The 18,878-nt window shown below is 58.3% G+C and carries 19 protein-coding genes; 9 read left to right on the top strand and 10 right to left on the bottom strand.

The genetic code is table 11. The features are described from left to right. Positions 1-16: 16 nt before the first annotated feature. The 4 genes from ACID345_RS02880 to rplM form a co-directional block, all read right to left on the bottom strand. Complete coding sequence (locus ACID345_RS02880; RefSeq protein WP_187148930.1) at positions 17-412, bottom strand: VOC family protein; 396 nt, start codon at positions 410-412, stop codon at positions 17-19. A gap of 131 nt (positions 413-543) precedes the next feature. Next, positions 544-1,449 carry a 30S ribosomal protein S2 gene (gene rpsB, locus ACID345_RS02875; RefSeq protein ID WP_011521370.1) on the bottom strand — a complete coding sequence of 302 codons (906 nt, stop codon included), beginning with the start codon at positions 1,447-1,449 and terminating at the stop codon, positions 544-546. A 203-nt stretch (positions 1,450-1,652) separates the two neighbouring features. Continuing rightward, entirely contained in the window at positions 1,653-2,048 is a 396-nt protein-coding gene (rpsI, locus tag ACID345_RS02870; RefSeq protein ID WP_011521369.1) for a 30S ribosomal protein S9, read from the bottom strand. Positions 2,049-2,077: 29 nt separating this feature from the next. Beyond that, entirely contained in the window at positions 2,078-2,506 is a 429-nt protein-coding gene (gene rplM, locus ACID345_RS02865) for a 50S ribosomal protein L13 (protein WP_011521368.1), read from the bottom strand. Between the two features lie 262 nt (positions 2,507-2,768). On the opposite strand from rplM, the gene ACID345_RS02860 reads away from it, so the two are divergent. Further along, complete coding sequence (locus ACID345_RS02860) at positions 2,769-3,644, top strand: energy transducer TonB (RefSeq protein ID WP_041855382.1); 876 nt, start codon at positions 2,769-2,771, stop codon at positions 3,642-3,644. A gap of 92 nt (positions 3,645-3,736) precedes the next feature. Here ACID345_RS02860 and ACID345_RS02855 read toward each other — a convergent pair whose 3' ends face one another. The 4 genes from ACID345_RS02855 to ruvX all read right to left on the bottom strand — a co-directional run bounded on the left by ACID345_RS02855 (position 3,737) and on the right by ruvX (position 7,876). Beyond that, positions 3,737-4,858, bottom strand: coding sequence for an ABC transporter permease (locus ACID345_RS02855; RefSeq protein WP_320408719.1), 1,122 nt, complete (start codon positions 4,856-4,858; stop codon positions 3,737-3,739). 251 nt (positions 4,859-5,109) lie between these two features. After that, a complete protein-coding gene (locus ACID345_RS02850; protein ID WP_041855380.1) occupies positions 5,110-5,946 on the bottom strand; it encodes a DUF4292 domain-containing protein in 837 nt (278 codons plus the stop codon). Positions 5,947-6,184: 238 nt separating this feature from the next. After that, the gene (mltG, locus tag ACID345_RS02845) at positions 6,185-7,165 is read right to left on the bottom strand and encodes an endolytic transglycosylase MltG (protein ID WP_011521364.1); all 981 of its coding nucleotides are present in this window, start codon (positions 7,163-7,165) and stop codon (positions 6,185-6,187) included. A gap of 249 nt (positions 7,166-7,414) precedes the next feature. After that, positions 7,415-7,876, bottom strand: a complete 462-nt coding sequence (gene ruvX, locus ACID345_RS02840; RefSeq protein ID WP_011521363.1) for a Holliday junction resolvase RuvX — start codon at positions 7,874-7,876, stop codon at positions 7,415-7,417. A 65-nt stretch (positions 7,877-7,941) separates the two neighbouring features. On the opposite strand from ruvX, the gene ACID345_RS02835 reads away from it, so the two are divergent. Further along, on the top strand, positions 7,942-9,084 hold the full coding sequence (locus tag ACID345_RS02835) for an AI-2E family transporter (protein ID WP_011521362.1): 1,143 nt from the start codon (positions 7,942-7,944) through the stop codon (positions 9,082-9,084). 66 nt (positions 9,085-9,150) lie between these two features. Here ACID345_RS02835 and ACID345_RS02830 read toward each other — a convergent pair whose 3' ends face one another. Continuing rightward, complete coding sequence (locus ACID345_RS02830) at positions 9,151-9,414, bottom strand: hypothetical protein (protein ID WP_011521361.1); 264 nt, start codon at positions 9,412-9,414, stop codon at positions 9,151-9,153. An 87-nt stretch (positions 9,415-9,501) separates the two neighbouring features. After that, complete coding sequence (locus ACID345_RS02825; RefSeq protein WP_041855378.1) at positions 9,502-10,038, bottom strand: CarD family transcriptional regulator; 537 nt, start codon at positions 10,036-10,038, stop codon at positions 9,502-9,504. Between the two features lie 270 nt (positions 10,039-10,308). On the opposite strand from ACID345_RS02825, the gene ACID345_RS02820 reads away from it, so the two are divergent. The 7 genes from ACID345_RS02820 (at position 10,309) to ACID345_RS02790 (ending at position 18,629) form a co-directional block, all read left to right on the top strand. Next, complete coding sequence (locus tag ACID345_RS02820) at positions 10,309-10,779, top strand: GreA/GreB family elongation factor (protein ID WP_011521359.1); 471 nt, start codon at positions 10,309-10,311, stop codon at positions 10,777-10,779. Further along, the gene (locus ACID345_RS02815; RefSeq protein ID WP_041855377.1) at positions 10,779-11,447 is read left to right on the top strand and encodes a CDP-alcohol phosphatidyltransferase family protein; all 669 of its coding nucleotides are present in this window, start codon (positions 10,779-10,781) and stop codon (positions 11,445-11,447) included. Before ACID345_RS02820 ends, ACID345_RS02815 begins: the two co-directional genes overlap by 1 nt. Before the next feature lie 141 nt (positions 11,448-11,588). Next, complete coding sequence (locus tag ACID345_RS02810) at positions 11,589-12,515, top strand: isoaspartyl peptidase/L-asparaginase (protein WP_011521357.1); 927 nt, start codon at positions 11,589-11,591, stop codon at positions 12,513-12,515. A 152-nt stretch (positions 12,516-12,667) separates the two neighbouring features. Further along, positions 12,668-14,584, top strand: coding sequence for a LysM peptidoglycan-binding domain-containing protein (locus ACID345_RS02805; protein WP_011521356.1), 1,917 nt, complete (start codon positions 12,668-12,670; stop codon positions 14,582-14,584). A gap of 299 nt (positions 14,585-14,883) precedes the next feature. Further along, positions 14,884-15,423 carry a hypothetical protein gene (locus ACID345_RS02800; protein ID WP_011521355.1) on the top strand — a complete coding sequence of 180 codons (540 nt, stop codon included), beginning with the start codon at positions 14,884-14,886 and terminating at the stop codon, positions 15,421-15,423. A gap of 93 nt (positions 15,424-15,516) precedes the next feature. Beyond that, on the top strand, positions 15,517-16,053 hold the full coding sequence (locus tag ACID345_RS02795; protein WP_011521354.1) for a hemerythrin domain-containing protein: 537 nt from the start codon (positions 15,517-15,519) through the stop codon (positions 16,051-16,053). 80 nt (positions 16,054-16,133) lie between these two features. Continuing rightward, on the top strand, positions 16,134-18,629 hold the full coding sequence (locus tag ACID345_RS02790; RefSeq protein WP_011521353.1) for a PilZ domain-containing protein: 2,496 nt from the start codon (positions 16,134-16,136) through the stop codon (positions 18,627-18,629). Positions 18,630-18,878 lie beyond the last annotated feature (249 nt).

Here is an 18,878-nt window from a genome sequence, read left to right as displayed (position 1 = left end):
AAGGACCCCTATCGGTTCACTTGTCTGCTTCCACTCCCGACATAACTTCTCCGAACTCTTTGTTCGCAAGCTGCCGCGAGAAACTCATCCGATAGCCATTCGGATCTTCAATCACCAGCTCTCGCGCGTTCCACGGACGGTCCACCGGACCATCCACGATCTTGCCGCCAGCCGCCTTCAGCCGCGGCACAATCTCGTCCACCGGCTCTTTCCAGCTAAAGCTGAGCGTTACGCCCTGGCCTACTTGCTCCGGAACCTCGCCCTTCACAATCAGCACGTCCTGGTAGCGACGGCCCCGGAGGTGCGCCATGGAGTGCGGAATATCGAAAACGCTTTCGAACTCCAGCACCGTGTGAAACCACTGCTTGCTGGCTTCCACATCTGCTACCGCCAGCCGGACAAACATCGGCATTGGATAGAACTCTGCAGACATTAGATTCCGGACCCTTGCTGCCGGACTCAAGCCCCGGCTCGGTACAGGCCTTATGTGAAATGACCCGCGCCAGTTTCACGCGGGTCAGATGGAAAGCTCTGGAAGGAGTCTTATTTCTGTTCCGCCGCGGCGGCTTCCACGTTCTCGTTCTCTGAGACTGGCTGCTTGCGCACGCCCTTGCCCAGCACTTCTTCCATGTTGATCTCTTCTTCCACCGGAGCGGCCTCTTCCGTCGGTTGTGCAAGACCATGCTCTTCGTCGTCACCGATGTAGCTCTGCGGAATTACTTCGGCCGCGTTGCTCACATTCGTGCTCTCGATCATGCTCTTGTCGGCCAACTGCGAGCCCTCGGCAACCGAGTCCGCAATCTTCGAGGCGAACAGGCGGATCGCGCGCAGCGCGTCATCGTTGCCCGGGATCACGTAATCCACTTCGCTCGGATCGCAGTTCGTGTCGACGACTGCAACCACCGGAATGCCCAGCTTGCGAGCTTCCTTCACCGCGATCTGCTCCTTGTTGGAGTCGATCACGAACAAGCAGTCCGGCAGCCGGTTCAGGTTCTTGATGCCCGCCAGGTTCGCCTGGAGATGCTTGCGCTCGCGCTCGAGCTTGATCACTTCTTTCTTCGGGAGCAGCTCGTAACGGCCATCCGTGGCCATTTCGTCGAGTTCCTTCAGCCGCTTCACCGACTTCTGGACGGTCACCCAATTGGTGAGCAATCCACCCAGCCAACGCTGGTTGATGTAGAACATTCCGCAGCGCTTTGCTTCTTCAGCAATGGCATCTTGTGCCTGGCGCTTGGTGCCGACAAAGAGGACAAGCTTGCCCTCGGCGGCCACATCCGACACAAACTTGGACGCTTCCTTGAACATCTTCAGCGTCTTCTGCAGGTCAATGATGTAAATCCCGTTGCGTTCGCCAAAGATGTATTCCTTCATCTTTGGATTCCAACGCTTCGTCTGATGCCCGAAGTGAACGCCAGCTTCGAGCAACTCCTTCATGGTGATGTTAGCCAAACTACCTCCTATTGGATTTGCATCTCAAGCCAGGCCTGAGATTTCCATTCCGGTACCCGCCCCGTAATGTGCGGGTGCGGAGTGATTTCGTTCCGGTGTTCTTTCTCGACTCTCGATCCCGGAACCACAAACCGAGAGCCGTAACTGGGTGCCCCACTCTACGCGCAAGCGTAGGGTGGGGACTTGGAATCGATCGTTCCCGATTACCGCTTCGAGAACTGGAAGCGCTTACGAGCGCCCTTCTGGCCGTACTTCTTGCGCTCCTTCATGCGCGCGTCGCGCGTCATGAAGCCTTCGGCCTTCATCTTGCCCCGAAGTTCCGCGTTGAACTCCTGCAGTGCGCGGGCAAGGCCCATCTTCACCGCATCGGCCTGACCGTTGACGCCGCCGCCGCTGACATTGGCGACCACGTTAAAGGTGGCGATGGTTTCGGTCAGGACCAGAGGCGACTTCGCCGACTGACGCTGCGCTTCGGTCACGAAGTACTCTTCGAAGCCTTTGCCGTTGACCTTGAACTCACCGCTGCCGGGACGCAGGAACACACGGGCAACTGCCGACTTGCGGCGTCCCGTTCCGTAGTATTGAACTAATTCAGCCATTCGAGAAATCGCTACCCTTCTTGAATTCTTTACGCGTTCGCCAGCACTTCGGGCTTCTGCGCGATATGCGGATGATCGGCGCCGCGATAAACCTTGAGCTTGCCGCCCATCGCCTTGCCCAGCTTCGACTTCGGCAGCATCCCCTTGATCGCCGTCTCCAGGATCAACTCAGGACGACGCTCCAGGCGCTTCAGGAACTCTTCTTCCTTCATGCCGCCCGGGTAGCCGGAGTAGTGGTAATACTTCTTGTTGTCCGCCTTAAGACCCGTGATCTTGATCTTCTCGGCGTTGATGACGACAACGTGGTCGCCAGTGTCAATAAACGGCGTGTACTTGGGGTTGTCCTTGCCGCTCAGGATGCGCGCTACCCGCGACGCGAGGCGACCGAGGGTCTGGCCATCGGCATCAACGACAAACCACTTACGCGCAACTTCCCCTTTGGGGAAATACGTGGACATCTTAACTCTCCCAGATATTGGAAAACCGCGAATGAATACCGCTGTGTTAGCCGGCGCGCAGGAACGCGCTGGGAACCACGTGACGGGCAAACGCAGGACTACAGAAGCCTTAAGTGTAACGAACCCAAGCAGGCCATGTCAACGCACACTGCCGCCGCAACACTGCTTCCGGACCCATCGCGGGCCCGTTTCAAGGCTTCAAGGAATTGTAGCGGAAAACAGAGTACAAACCAAGGATTTCCGTCCGTACAATACGCCTGTCGTGAAACGGCTCCCTGGCATCCTCGCCCTCCTCGCGCTTCTTGCAACTGTTCCCGCGTTCCCGCAACCTTCCGCAAACGACCAGTCCCTGCCTTTCGGAAACATACTCAAAAATAAGCTCCTGATCCTCCGCGGTTTTTACGGCTCCGAAAAGCTGGAGTTCGACGCCGATGGCCGCGCCTTACCCGACGCGCGACTCGGATTCGGCCCAACCGATGGCACATTTCACGTCATCTCCATCCATTACCCGCCGGGCAAAGTAGTGCTCGAAGGCGATCTGCCGCTCCTTAACTACCATCTCGACACCAACTCCGTTTCCTACGCCGAAGGCATCGTTAAGCGATCAGTCACAATCGACGTTCCAGACTCCACCGACCAGAACGCGGTCGAACACGCGCTCTGGAGCGTCTTCTATCGCCCGGGAAAATCGATCACGCCCTCGTGCACTGCCGAAGAAAAAGCGGATTTCGCAGCGCATATGCGTCGTGAACGCGAGCGACAGGGCAAGAAACCGAAGCAACAAGCCGAGAGTTCCGGCCCGATTCCGCCAAGTGGAATCTGCTTTCCCCTCGGCGAACATGTCCTTCACCACGTTGGAAAAACTGAGGGAGTTTCAGCGCCGATCTCCATTCACACTCCCGACCCCAGCTTCCCAGACAACGCGCCCAAGGGAGTTTTCGATGACACCGTTAATGTTGCCGCCATCATCGACGAATCTGGAAGGGTCACGACGATGACCGTCGTCAAGAGCCTCGGCCTTAGTTTCGATCAAGTCGCGGTAGCCAAAATACGCACTTGGACAATGCAGCCCGCTCTGATGAATGGAAAGCCCGTCGCCGTTTCGGTCACCATCGAAATGCGCTTCAGCCGACATTGAACCCTGTTGGGAGAGCAATGAATATGGCTGCGCCAATGCGCAGCCATACGTCAAAAATCCTAATCTCCGCCACATTTTGCGGAGATTACGTCCTACTCATACGCCAGCGCGTCAATCGGGTCCTTCTGGGCGGCTTTTACCGCCGGATAAATCGCCCCCATCATCGCGCCGACGACCGCGATCAGCGTGGCGTATCCAATCCACGGTGCGGTCATCTGCACCGTCATCAGCGGGAACTTCGCCCGGATGCCCAGCCTTGCCGCGTAACTGAACCCGATACCCAGCGCGATCCCACAAACTGCGAGCGTCAGCGTCTCCCTCAGGATCAGCCGCACGATGTAAACCTTGTTCGCGCCGAGAGACTTCAAAATCCCGATCTCCCGCGTCCGCTCCATCACCGCCGTATACATGGACTGGAAGATCACAATGAATCCGATGATCATCGCAATTCCCACCACGACCTTGATGAAGTTCGAGAAGCCCGGCAGCTTTTCGACGGTCATCATCGATAGAAACGCTTGCAGGGAACGTGCCGTGTAGGTCTCCAGGCCGGGGGTGTTCTTGATCTCCTGTACCACCAAATCGGCGTTGGCCGGATTATCGAGCCGGAGATAGAACATGCTGGCCTTGCCTTCCACCCCCATCAAATTCTGCAAGGTCGAAATCGGCAGGAACTTGCGTGCGCCTTTGCCGTTCTCCACAATGCCTGAAACCCGAAACTTGTGGTTAAACAGCTCCAGTTGATCGCCGACTTTTACGTGCTTGTCGCTGGCGAAGTAGTCGTCCACCAGCATGTCGTTCGGCCCCTGAAACGGTCCGCCGGCAATGTAGCGGAACGGCCGGCCCGTGTTATCGAAGTTATACGGCGATCCTGCCGTCAGATCGATCCCGTAAATCACCTCGATGCTGCCGCTGGTGTTGGTCGACATGACCACCGGCACTGCCGCAATCACGTGCGGCAACTTCTCCAATGCTCCCGCCACCTTGATCGGAACCGACGCCGTACTAAACGTGGACAGGGCCGACGCATTCGGCGGCTGCACCATCACGTCCGCACCAATGCCGGCGGTACGCTTGCGGCTGTCGTTCAGCATGCCCACCGAAAGCCCTACGATCAGCAGAATCAGCGTGACTTCGATGGCAATCGCCACAATGCTGATCACCGACCGCAGCGGCCGGTGGACCAGGTTCGAAACAATCATCCGGTTCATCATGTCTTCACGATTGTAAGGGACGCGCCCCCAGTCCCTCACTTCCTCCCCCAAAAGCGAAAGCGGGACAGAATTTCTGCCCCGCTCTCTATCTATTTCCAGAATACCAACCCGAAGGGGGTAAACCGGACACTTTTTCGAAATTTATATTTCCCGCCGTGTCAGCAGCTTACCAAGAAATCGCTCAATTTTGCCTCTTGACAGCCTTCTCCCACTTTCGGGGAGGTTTGCCCCTTTTGTGGTAGAAAACCTGCCTATTTCCCCATGCCAGCGCCGCCGTTGGCGCTGTGGACATGGTTGTCGAGGTTCACCAGCGTGGAGCCCGGTGGCTGTTCGAGCGCGAACTGGTCCTGCGTCATCGGCTTGTTGAGGTCGAGTTTCACGATCTTCAGCGTTACCGTGTACTCCTCCTGCGGACGCCAGATGCGGATCTGGTAGGGGAATTCCGTGCCGTCGGCGGGGCGGAAGTCGTCATAGCTTGCATCGGTCGCAACGTAGCCGTTCTTGTCGTAAACGACCTGGCGATACGGCTTCAGCGTGGTGCGGCTGAAGTAGATTTTGCGCGCCAGGAACCACTTGTCGGTTTCCTTGTCGTGGCGCACCACGTCGAGAATGTAGTTGGGCTGCTCGACGTCCTTCTTGGTCTTCGTGTCCTGGATGATCTCGTTCGAGCCCTCGAGGACTGCGATCTCGTCCTTCGGGTCGATTTCGTGGAGCAGAAGCGCGTCGTTGATGTGCTGTGGGCGCAGGTTTTCGAGAGCGTTGGGCGACGGCTTATTGATCTGGTTGTGGCCGACGTAGAAGCGGTTCTTCGGCGCGATGTAGAGCTTGAAGGTATCGCCGTCCGTGACCATGTCGAAGGCCTTGTTGCGCACGATGGGCAGCAGACCGATCATCCGCAGGTAATTCGGGCGCTCGGCGAGGACGTAGCCACGGATCTCCTGGTACTCGGTGATCTTGCCCTTCTTGGATCCGCCGGTGGACGCAAGGATGTCGACCGTCGCGTTCATCGTGTTGATCTTGGAGGCTTCTTCGTTCAACTGCTGAACGAGTTGCTCACGGGTCGCGTCTTTCAACGGAGCATCGCTCATCCGAACCGTCACGGGTTTACTGCGGAAAAGGCACCCGGAGCTGGAGAGCAGCAACGAAAAAATGGCAACAACTTGTATATGAGGGCGCAATCGCATTTGGTAATAAGGGGCCGAAACAGAGCAAATCTAAGGCGTTAGATTCACTAGAAAGTATAACGTGACAAAAAGTTTTCAAGGTGGCGGAGAGTTAATTCCTTAGGTCCGCGCCTGACAGTACCAACAGGAACGGAAGTGACGGTTATTTCGCCGCTATTGCCCGCCGGTAGGCCAGCACGTTGCGATTGTGCTCGTCGAGGGTTGCTGCGAAACGGTGATGGCCCTGCGCGTCGGCGACGAAATAGAGGTACTGCGTTTGCGCCGGATGCATGGCTGCGGCGAGCGCCGCGCGGCCTGGATTGGCGATTGGCCCCGGTGGAAGCCCGGCGTACTTATAGGTGTTGTAGGGCGAGTCGTACTGCAGGTCGGACTGGTAGATGGTGCCGCGGTAGCGGTTATTGAGGAGCGCGGCGTAGATCACCGACGGGTCGGCAGCGAGCGTCATGTTCTTGTCGAGCCGGTTGTAATAGACGCTGGCGACCTGGGGGCGCTCGTCGGGAACTGCGGTTTCTTTTTCCACGATCGAGGCCATCGTCACCACGCGATGGACATCGCTGTCGAGATTGAGTGCCTTCGCCTCCTGCTTGAAGCGATGCACCATGGCGGTGGCCATGTCATGCGATGACATGGTGCGCGTGAACGAATAGGTGTCCGGGAAAAGATAGCCTTCGAGGGATTTCGCTGTCGGATCGACATCTTTGAGCAGGAACAAATCCTGGCGTGCCGCGTTGAGGAATTCGGCGGCAGTGCCGAGGCCCGCCTGTTCGACCGCCTGTGCGATGTCGAACATGTTGTAGCCCTCGGGGACCGTGACCTGGCGAACGTAGATGTCGCCGCGGGTGAGGCGATCACGGACGTTCAGCGCATTCGCCGGGCTATCGAATTTATATTCGCCGGCCTTCAGGCTGCGCTCGCCGCGCAGGATATGCATGAAGAGGAACGCTTTGTCGGAGCGAATGATGCCGTTGTCCTTCAGCTCGCGGGCGATATGGCGCGTTGTCCAGCCGGGACGCAGCAGCACGAATTTCGGCTCTGACGGCGCGACGGGCAGGTAGAGCGCCCAGGCAAGCCATCCCGCGACGGCGAGGACGAGGAGAAGCACGAAGCTGAAGAACTTTCGCATGCGAACCAGAGCAGTTTAGATGATGAAGGTAAGTAGCGGGATATCTGCGGTGGATTGCAGGGGCTAAAGCCCGTTTTTCTGGACTCGTTCGGCACGACTAAAGTCGTGCCCTGATACCTGTGTTGCCGCGAAGCACGGTTTTTCAGCAGCCTATAAAGTCGTGCCCTGACACAAAGCCGCTCGGTCAAGTGCCCAATATTTTTGCGAGGATAGGGGTCCTTCGAATGCGTCGCCTTTGCGCGACTCCGCTCAGGATGACAGGGGCTCTTCCCTGTCGATGCCGCGGCGTTCGAGGAAGGCTTGCAGGATCAGGACGGCGGAGAGCCGATCTACGGCTTCGCCACGTTTCTTGATGCTCATTTCGCTTTCGCGCAGGACGCGGTTGGCTTCGACGCTGGTGAAGCGCTCATCCCACATGTGCACGGGCAACGCGAACTCTTTTTCCAACCAGGCGGCGAATTCGCGGGCTTTTTCGGTGGAGGAGCTATCGGCGCCGCTGAGGCGGAGCGGGAGGCCGACCACGATCTCGCGGATTTCGTTCTGCTCGATCACGCTCCGAAGCGCGGCCAAATCCGTGCGTTTGTTCTTGCGCAAGAGCGTTTGCAGCCCCTGAGCGGTGATGCCGAGCGGGTCGGAGACCGCCAGCCCGATGCGGCGGGTGCCGAAATCGAGGGCCAGGATGCGCCCATGTACCGCAGAAGGCTCTTTCATTGTGGACACGCTGAAATTATAGTTTGCACACCCGCAACCAACCGACCCACAAGGAACGAACCGGAATGGAAGACGATCCCATCGATTTTGCGCCTCAGACCGAAGATGGCGTTCCTGAAATCCCGCAGGTGGCGTTGGACCGTTCGACAGCCGAAGAACTCGAACTGCGCAAGATGCAGAAGACGCAGACGACGTGCCTCTTCATTCTCGCGCTCGCCACCGGTCTTGGACTCGCGTACGTGGCGAAGATGGTGCTGGTGGTGCTGTTCGTTTCGATCCTGGTGGCGTTCGTGCTCGCGCCCGTGGTCGATTTCGGCGTCCGCTTTGGCGTTCCGCGGTCGCTGGCTTCGTTGTTCGCAGTTTTCCTCTTGATCGGTGTGATCTACGGCATCACGTTCATGTCGTACAGCAAAGGCGTGGACTTCATGCAGGACCTGCCCAAGTACAGCCGGCGCATACGTGAGGTTGGCCAGCGATGGGAACGGCGGGCGGAAGCATTTCGGAGGAGTACCCAGGATATCGTTCCGCAATCGGAAGATGACAAGAGGGCGGTTACTATCCGCCAGCAGTCGAGCCTGTCCGACACAGTTACAACCGCTCTCGGCTCCGTGGGCGAAATCTTCTTCACCATCAGCTTTATTCCGTTCCTTGCGTTTTTCATGTTGAGTTGGCAGGAGCACGTCAGGTCGGCGACGGTGATGCTGTTCAAGATGGAGAACCGCAACACCGCTTACGTCACGCTGGGGCTGATGTCGAGCATGATCCGAAGTTTTCTGGTCGGGAACCTGCTCGTCGGGCTCTTTGTCAGCGTAGTGAGCATGATCATCTTCGGACTGTTGGGAGTGCCGTTCTTCTACTTCGTGGGCTTCATCAGCGGGTATCTCAGCATGGTGCCGTACTTGGGCATCGTGCTGGCACTCATCCCGCCGGTCATCACCGGAATGGGAGTGATGAGCCTTGAGAAGCTGGTAGTGATCATCGTTTCTATCCTGAGCTTGCACCTGTTCGCGATGAACGTGCTCTACCCGAAGGTGCTCGGGAAACGGCTGCAACTCAATCCGCTGACGGTGACGATCGCGCTGTTGTTCTGGGGTTGGTTGTGGGGCGCGATGGGATTGATCCTCGCGATCCCGGTTACGGCCGCGATCAAGATCGTACTCGACCACGTGGAAGGATTTGAGGGCTACGGGCAGTGGATGGGCGAGTGACACTTCTCGCTTCTCGCCTGTCATCCTGAGCGGAGCGGCCAAGGCCGCGGGGTCGAATCCCTCTCGCTACGCGTCGCTTGGCATGGGCTCAAAGCCCAAGGCGCTGGCTTCGTTTTCAGTGATCGAGACGTCGGCGATGGTGATGTTTTCCTTCGCGTTCAGTTCATCCAAGACTTTATCGAGAAAGTCTTCTTCGAGCGCCACGGGCGTGACGAGGAGATGCTCCAGTTCCTCGCGGGGCATGGTGCGGACCCACGAGTAGACTCCGAGCGTGTAGTTGACCTGGTAAACGTCGGGCTGGGTGCGGAAGACGTGCAGTATTCCAGACATGCGAGAGCAGATGCCGCGCCGCCAAAAAAGGGTTCACACGAAATAGAAAAACGCAGCCCGCAGGCTGCGTGTTAACCAACTAGTAATTTATGCTTCGGCGATCGAGCTGGCTTCCGGGAAGCGCAGTTTGCATTTCTGCAACGCCCGGCCGAGCAGTTCTTCCACTTCCGGCTCTTCGCAGCTCTTGGCCATAGCGAGTTCGCTGACCAGCAGGTAGCGGGCACGCTCCAGCATCTTCTTTTCGCGGAACGATAGGGGCTTGGATTGGCCGAGAAGTAGAAGGCTCTTCAAGACGCCGGCGACTTCCATGAGAGAGCCGGTACGCATCTTGTCGGAGTTTTCTTTGAAGCGGTCTTTCCAGTCGTGATTGCTCTCGCACTTACCGTCGGAGAGGTACTCGATGATCTTGGTGATTTCGCCATTGCGAACGACCCGGCGGAGCCCGACGAGGTGCACGCTATCAAAGGGAACCATGACACGTAAACTGCTGGCCTTGATTTTGAGCCAATAGCATTTCTGAACGGCGGCCCCAATAGTCCGGCTGCTGATCTGCTCGATGATTCCGACGCCATGGTTCGGATAAACGACCTTGTCGCCGACGATAAAGCTAAGAGTGTTATTCATTGCAGACCGCACAACCAGGCCCATTGAGCCGATAAGGGCAGGAATAATCTGTAAGTTATTGTAACGTTCAATGCCTGAAACTGTCAATTGGCGCAGGTTTCCGACCACTCGCTGCAAAAGCGCAAAACCGCTGCAAGGTGGTGAAAAGCCAACCGCTTCAGATGCGATGAGTGAGAAGAAAGAGCAGGGTTATAATCCATAGATTGCCGCCTCGCGCCGCGAGACCGGCTGGCCCGGGTCCCCGGATTGAAAGGTTGAGCCTACCGAAGTATGACGGACCACATTAGGCAGAAGCTCCAACAGGAGATTGAAGTCCTGGAGCACGAGCTCCAGCATGAACTCCCGGCGGAACTGAAGAAAGCTGTTGCCATGGGTGACCTCAGCGAAAACGCCGAGTATCACATGGCCAAGCAACGGCAGGAGTTCGTGCGGGCCCGCCTTGGACAGATGAAGCGGCGTATGGCTGAGCTTTCGTTGGTCAACATGGCGAACATCCCGAAGGACCGCGCCGCGATCGGTTCGACGCTGAAGGTCCACGACCTAACGAAGGACGAGAAGATCGATTACAAGCTGGTGACCAGCGAAGAGTCCGATGTGAGCAAGGGACTTATCTCTACGACTTCGCCGATCGGCCGCGCCTTGCTCAACAAGCGGGAAGGCGATGTGGTCGAAGTGGTAACCCCGGCCGGAAAGCGCGAACTCGAAATCCTGAAGCTCACCACCATTCACGACGAAGCATGATGACGTGGACCAATGCGGTTGGTAAGGCGTGCGGCTCCCTGCTGTACAAGATTGTGGACGGGCTGTCGCTAACGCGGATCAACCCGAACGTCCTCACCTTCCTGGGCTTGGTCATCAATATCGTTGCCGCGGTTTTCTTCGGCTATGCCCGCATCGAGAACCAGCAACGCATGTTCTTCTACGCCGGGCTGGTGATTTTCGGCGCTGGAATCTTCGACATGGTGGATGGGCGTGTCGCTCGCGCCACCAACCAAGTCACCATCTTTGGCGGATTCTTCGACTCGGTTATTGATCGTTACTCCGATGTGGCGCTGTTCTTTGGACTTCTGGTGTATTACGCGCGCGCGAACCGGTTCCTCTACGTGGTGCTTGCGGCGTTTGTGATGGTGAGTTCGGTGATGGTCAGCTATACGCGCGCCCGCGCGGAGTCGCTGATCGAGAGCTGTAAGGTCGGCTTTATGGAGCGACCCGAACGCATTGTGCTGATCATTATTGGTGCGCTGTTCAACAAGATGGCGCCCGTGTTGTGGGTCGCGGCCGTGATCTCGACAGTGACCGTGATTCATCGCGTTGTGTACACGTATCAGCAGAGCGCGATTTTGCAGGCGGCGGTGGCGAAGTCGCACGAACAGAGCAGTGCGGCGGAAACAAGCCCGGTGCGGGGATAACTGCAACAGCAGATCCCACGTCGGGCTATCGCCCTCCTCTGGATGACAAGAGAGAGCGGAGCAAGGATTTGCATCTTCTTGGGCTGGCCGCGATGCGTTATGCTGACCCGTTTGCCAATTCCATCTATGTGAGTGTGCGGCGTGAATGCTTCTCCGGTTCTTCTCGTGCATGGCGGCGCCTGGGCGATTCCTGATGATGCGGTGGAGGCCCATGAGCGCGGAGTGCGCGCGGCGGCCGAAACTGGATGGCGCGTTCTGGAGAAGGGCGGGTCGGCGCTGGACGCAGTGGAAGAGGCGATCGTCGCGATGGAAGACGACGAGACGTTTGACGCAGGGCGTGGATCGTTTCTCAACGAAGACGGACGCGTGCAACTCGATGCGCTGATGATGGATGGGGCGACGCTGCAGGCCGGCGGTGTGGGGTGCGTGGAGCGGTTGATGAATCCGATCCGCGCGGCGCGCAAGGTGCTTTCTGACTCGCCGCATATTTATTTCGTCGGCGAAGGCGCGGAGCGGTTTGCGGAGGAGCATGGCATCGCGCTGTGCGCGAATGAAGAGCTGATCATCGAGCGCGAACTCGTACGCTGGAAAGATGCGAAGAAGCAGCAGTTTCTGAAAGTGCCGTCCGAGTTTGCCGGCCCGGGAATGGATACCCACGACACGGTGGGTGCGGTGGCGCTCGATGCACAAGGCAACATTGCGGCGGGAACTTCGACCGGCGGCACACTCAATAAAGCTGCGGGACGGGTCGGCGATTCGTCGCTCATTGGCTGCGGCGGTTACGCCGACAATCTCAGCGCCGCGGTTTCCGTTACGGGATGGGGCGAACCGATGATGAAGCTGGTGCTGAGCAAGTGGGCGGCAGACCGCGTGGAGATGGGCGATGCTCCGCAGACCGTCGCCACCGCCGCGATCGAGCGTCTCTACACGCGACTCAACGGACATGGCGGCATTATCTTGCTCGATTCGAAGGGGCGCATTGGGCTGGCGCACAATACGCCGCGCATGGCGTGGGCCTGGAAGCGGCCGAACGCGCAAGAATCCGGCGTGGTCGTCGCGGGTTCGTAGTTCACATCGCCCCGCTTCCCTTCGTGAAGTTGGCCACCCACGGTCTTGACTCGATTGACCCTGAAATTCGCTGGCTTGTAGAATTTGAAAGCTCCCGCTGAAATCTGGAGAGCCATCGCTATTCATGCGCACTCGCATGCTGTTTGAGGGAAATGAGAATTCGTAGCTTCTGGTCGCTGTGCCTGCTGGGCGCAATGATCATCACCACGGCGTGCGAGACCGACAACCCGAAGAAGGCTGCTACCACTCCACCTCCGCAGGCGACGGCACCTACACTGGCGACACCGCAGAGCGATGCGGCACCGGCAACTGCGCCGGTAGCGACTGCCGCGCCTGCGGGAGATTCAGTCACAGAGCTGATCGCGAAGGCCGAGAAGGAGTTCAAGGCCGGGCAGTCGAATTACGCTGCCGGGCATCTTGAAGCCGCGAAGGACAATTTCGACCAGGCCTTCAAGACGATGTTGTCGAGCAATCTCGATGTGCATTCGGATGAGCGGCTCGAGAACGAGTTCGACAAGATTGTGGAGTCCGTCCACGAGCTTGAGTTGCAGGCGCTGAAAGAGGGTGACGGCTTCACCGAACAGAAGTCGGAACCGGCCCCGATTGACGAGGCCAACGAAGTCACCTTCCCGGTTGATCCCAACATCAAGGCGCAGGCATTGGCGGAGATCCGGCAGACGCGTTCCGATTTGCCGCTGGTAATGAACGACCAGATCGCGGGTTACATCTCGTACTTCTCTTCGCGCGCGAAGGGCACGCTGGCGAATGGGATGGCGCGCTCGGGAATGTATCGCGAGATGATCCAGCGCGTGTTGAAAGAAGAAGGCGTGCCGCAGGATTTGATCTATCTCGCGCAGGCGGAGTCGGGGTTCCGGCCGCTGGCGCTCTCACGCGCGGGAGCTCGCGGAATGTGGCAGTTCATGGCTTCACGCGGGGGCCAATACGGACTGGATCGCAACTGGTGGGTGGATGATCGCCAGGATCCGGAAAAAGCCACGCGCGCAGCGGCACGGCATTTGAAAGATCTCTACCACATGTTCGGCGACTGGTATCTCGCGATGGCTGCGTATAACAGCGGTCCGCTGACGGTACAACGCGCGGTACAACGCACGGGCTACGCGGACTTCTGGGAGTTGTATAAGCGCGGCGTGCTGCCGGGTGAGACCAAGAACTATGTGCCGATCATCATCGCGATCACGATCATGTCGAAGAACCCGGCGCAGTATGGGCTCACCGAGGTGCAGTTCGATGCGGCGATCCAGGGCGATTCGGTGACGATTGATTATCCGGTGGATTTGCGACTGGTCGCGGAATGCGTGGACGGTTCGGTGAGCACGTTGCAGGAACTGAATCCGAGCCTGTTGCGCATGACCACGCCGAAAGACCAATCGTTCACACTGCACGTGCCGACGGGGACGAAAGACAAGTTCGAGCAGAACATCGCAGCGATCCCGCTGGAGAAGCGCGTGCTGTGGCGCTTCCATCGCGTGCAGCCCGGAGACACGCTGGCGTCGATCGCGCACAAGTATCACGTGAGCAGCGATGCCATCGCGGAAGCGAACGATCTTCCTGATGAAGAAGTACGCACCGATGCCAAGCTGATTATTCCGGTGGCATCGAGCAAAGGTTCGCAGAGCGCGTCGAATGAAGGCGGCGGATATTCGAAGAAGCCGGTGTCGTACAAAGTGCGTAAGGGCGACACGATTGCTTCGATCGCGGATGACTTCGGAGTTCCTGCCGACAAGATTCGACGGTGGAACCACATCAGCGGCGACTCGGTGAAACAAGGTCGCGTGTTGCACATCTACAAGCCGACAGGCGATGAAGAAGAGGCGAGTTCGACGCGTTCACGCTCGTCGTCAAAGAAAGCTGCGCCGGAGTTGTCGAGCAAATCACAGGCGAAATCGAGTGACGAAAAAAAGCAGAGCGCGATGCATCACACCGTGAAACGTGGTGAGACTCTGAGCAGCATCGCGAACCAATACAACACCACGGTTGCGGAGTTGAAGAAGTACAATCCCAACACTTCGAAGCTGCGCCCGGGCGATGTACTAGTGATCAGACGATAACGTAACGGTCTCTTTATCAAGCACTTACAGACGAGCACCAAACAGCCTCGTATTCCCATTTCCAATGTGAACACGAGAAGAATTTTGTTTCCTGGGTGCAGTTGCCTCACCACTGAATTTCAGATAGAGTCCCTAATCTCTGATCGCGCCGTCACGCGAGAAGCGTGCAGCGTGGTGCTATAATCCGCGCCGTCGCGAAGCAATGTGATTGTGCGGTACGGTTCTTCGTAAGCAGTGGAGCAGCAGTAGAGGCCAGGCATTCTCAACCGATTGTTCGAGGCGGAGTAGCAGGAGGACAGATGAGTTTCTACGACAATACCCTGTACGGACGTGATGACGAGATGGATGAGTTCGGAGATTCCAACGCGTTCGACGAATCACTCGACGAAGATTTCGAGGACGAAGAAGAAGACGAGGAAATTTCCGCCTCGGAACCAGAAGAAGACGATGACATGGACGATGAGGACGAGACCGAGATGACGTCGGGAGCACCGGCGGCAGCGGCCCCGGCCGCGGCAGAAACGCCGAAGCCTGCTCCGGCAAAGAAAGCGCTGGCGAAAAAGGCTGCGGCTCCGGCGGCTCCTGCGAAGAAGGCCCCGGCTAAGAAAGCTCCAGCAAAGAAAGCACCAGCGAAGAAGAAAGCCGCTGCTAAGAAGCCTGCCAAGAAAGCGGCGAAGAAGGCAGCTCCGAAGAAGGCGGCCAAGAAAGCTCCAGCAAAGAAGAAAGCCGCAAAGAAAGCTGCAAAGAAAGCAGCCAAGAAGCCCGCGAAGAAGGCAGCGAAAAAGGGCGGAGCGAAAAAGGCGGCGAAGAAAGCCGCGAAAAAAGGCAAGAAGCGCTAGGCATTGACACCATGGAACGGGCCGCGGCGAAAAACCGCGGTCCTTTCTTTTTGCGCCGAACGCGGGCGCGAATGATCTAACTTAGAAGAACTTATGCTGCACGGAATTAAGTCGCTCAATCCCACGACGAAGAATGAAACCGCGGTGGACCTGCTGGTCGGGTGCCACGATCGCATTCGTAATTTCACCTCGGTGGTGCGGAAGCTCGCGCACGCAGAGGGATCAACGCTGGAAGAGATCAGCACCGCCGCGTCATCGGCACACCGCTACTTCACCGTCTCGCTGCCATTGCACGAGGCCGACGAAGAAGAGAGCTTACGGCCACGATTGCGAGAGAACGGCAGTGCGGAGATTGTCGCCGCTCTGAATGCGATGACGCACCAGCATCACGGGATCGACGACCTCGTGGAACGGCTGATTCCCATCCTGGTATTGCTCTCGAGCAATCCCGCGAAGCTGCCCGAAGTCCATGGCGAGATGTGCAGCCTATCGAAGGCGCTGGATGAGGTATTCCGAGGTCACCTCGACCTCGAGGAAACCGTGCTGTTCCCAGCGGTATCGAACCGCTTGAGCCCGGTGGAGCAGGGTGCGATGTTGGCCGAGATGAAACAGCGCCGAAAACAGGGCTGAATTCCACAAACTTTAGGGCGTGTAGCCATTGGCTTGGGCCTTTCGTAACGTCCAAAAGGCCAGTGTAGGTGTGTAGTCTAATGGACATCCCCAAGGAGGCCCAGGTGCCAGTCCCGGCCACCACACAGCTGAAGATCGCGGCGGGTCGCGGCGTTGCACGCAACCTCTTCGCCCTCTCGCGTTACGTGAGGCTGTTTGGACTCGGCCATTCGCGGACCACAGAGCAGATGGAGTCCGCGTTCCAGCACGTTCGTGGACTGATACCGACCGTGGGCTTGACGCTTGAGTTGACCGGCGATCGGCTGACCGTGGATGGCATCCCGCTGGAACAGGGGCCCGCTGAGCTGGCGTTTGCGCGATTTCTGCGACAGACGCGGCGGATGAACCTTTCTCTCGACGAAACGTTCACGATTGAAGCACTTGAGGACATCATCAGCGCAATGGCGTTTGACGCGCCGCGCGATGAGGCGACTCCGAAGAAGATGGTTGTCGCGCCCGGCGAAGATCCGCGCGACTGGCTCAACGATCCATCGCGATTGCTGTACTTCATCAACGTGGCATTGCAGGAGACGGCGGCGGCCAGCGCGTCCAGTTTGCATCCCGGGCCATTGACGGAAGTCGCCGCGGAAGAGATTGCGGAGTTGTTGCACGTGCTCGGCAAATTTGGCACCAGCCAAACCGAGGGCGCGGCACTTGGCGCGGCGCGTCAGTTACAGCGCGTTGGGCCGGCGCTGGTGTACCTGGTGCGCGAATTGCTCGCGGAGTATTCCGAGGACCATGCTCATCCCGCGGGCGACGCACTGCTGCTGAAACTCGGCGACGACATCGTGATCCGCTTCGTGCTGACGAAACTGGAAAACGAACGCATTGCGGCAGCGGAAATTCCTGGTCTGCTGGATCGACTCGGTCGGCAATTGAATACGTTGCGCACCATGATGCCGAGTTACGAAGAGAAAATGGCGCGCGGTGGCATCGCGCTGGATTCGTATCTTGAAACGCTCGAGCAGGAGTTGTGGAGCGCCGCGCCGGATGCGGCAAAGCGAATGGTTCTGCTCTTCGAGACTCCGTACTATGTGCCGGCAACGTGCATTGTGCCGTATCTCGAGCGACTAATTGCGCATGGCGAAGAATTGGTGGCGGGGACGATCCTGCGTAACTATGGCAATGCCGTGGATGGACGGGATGCCGAGGGACGCCGGAGGTCGGCGAAAGGTGTTTCCGATCTTGCGGAGTTATATGCGCTGGTGGTGCCGGATTATGTGCCGAAGCTGTTGAAGTCGGTGTCGCGGCAACTCATGCGCGAGTCGGACCTGCGGATGCAGTCCTTATTGAGCGCGGCCCTGATTCGACTGAGCTACACAGTGCAGCAGCAGCGGGATTTTGTGGCGTCGGCGGCAGCGTCGGATGCACTGGAAGAGATCGTGCATCGGCGGCCGGTGCTGGGCATGGAGTTGCGGCCGCGAATCTCGGTGGAGAACCGGCTGCCGGAATATCTGGACGAGGCGCTCACGGCGAACCACATCACCGACGATTTGGTTTCGCTATTACAACGCTATGCAGCGCCGGTGGCGCAGCAACTTTGCAATCGGTTCCTGAATTCGAGTTTGCGCGAAGAGAGCTCGCGGCTGACCAACCTCGCAGGCCGCATGGGCGAGGAGACGCATCAGGAATTGCTGCGGCGGTTGCAATCCGGAAGCTCCGAGGATGCGTTGGGCGCGGTGGGATTGTTGTCGTCGGTCAATCCGGAAGAGGTGGCGGCGATTTTGCCGGCGCGGACGCGCGAGTGGACGCGGGTGCAACAGGACACGCTGGTGCGGCAGTTATCGATTTCGGCGTCGCCGAAACGTGGAACGGTGCTACTGAAACTTCTGCCTGATCTCGACGCACTGATTATTCCCGGCGCAATTGACGAGATCGGGATGAGCGGGGATGTGGATGCATCGCACAGCCTGTTGGACATCGCGATGGCCGGTGAGAGCCCGCGGTTCTCGGGCTACAGCAAAGTCAAAGCAATTGAGGCCCTGGGGCGGCTCCGCGCAGAGAAGGCTCTGGCGGCGCTGAATGAACTACTGCAGGAACGTAAAGTGCTGCATTGGGCGCAGCCGCACGAGCTGCGGATCGCGGCGTTACAGGCGATGCACATGATCGATCCGGAGCGCGCGGCGGCGCTAACGCCGCAGATGGGTGTCAGCGAACGGGAACTGTCGATAGGTCCCCTCGCGGTGGATCCGAGCAATCCGTTTGCGCGACAGCGGCGGTATCAGCGGGTGTTCCCGATGAAGCCGATGACGGCGGTGGCGACGTCGAATGCAGGCAAGGCAGGGCTGGACATCATGACCTTGAGCCTTGGAGGCGGAAAGGCGCGGCGGCAGGGCAAGATGCAGCCGGGCAGTGACGTGACGCTGCAGTTGCAACTCGCGTTGCGGAAGCTGAATAGCCAGATCCTTGTGCGCGAGGTCATGGGCAACGAGATTACGTTCGAGATCGCGGATATTGGGCTGTCAGACCGGTCCCGATTAAGGCATTTGTTGTTGGCGCAGAGTCCGGTGGCGCCACAGCCGCAGGCAGCGGCATAACAGGGTTTTCGCGGCGACAGGCGAACAGCAGATTCTTCGTCGCTTCGCTCCTCTGAATGACAAGAGAGAGCAGTGCGGGGATGAGCACCGTTCCGGCTCCCGCGAGGCAATCAAAGGCCCTGCGGGTTTGTCACCTTTGCGCTGTAGCTGATATCTTTCCTTTCGACTCCACTCCCTGCAATCCAAAGATACTTAGGCTGCGTATCCAATAAAGGGGAGACGACAAGGGTAGGCTACTGAGCACGCAAC

Source organism: Candidatus Koribacter versatilis Ellin345 (genome assembly GCF_000014005.1).
In the GTDB taxonomy this organism is placed as follows: domain Bacteria; phylum Acidobacteriota; class Terriglobia; order Terriglobales; family Acidobacteriaceae; genus Korobacter; species Korobacter versatilis_A.
The sequence above is the reverse complement of the archived record's forward strand: the minus strand, read 5'-3'. Positions and strand labels throughout refer to the sequence as shown.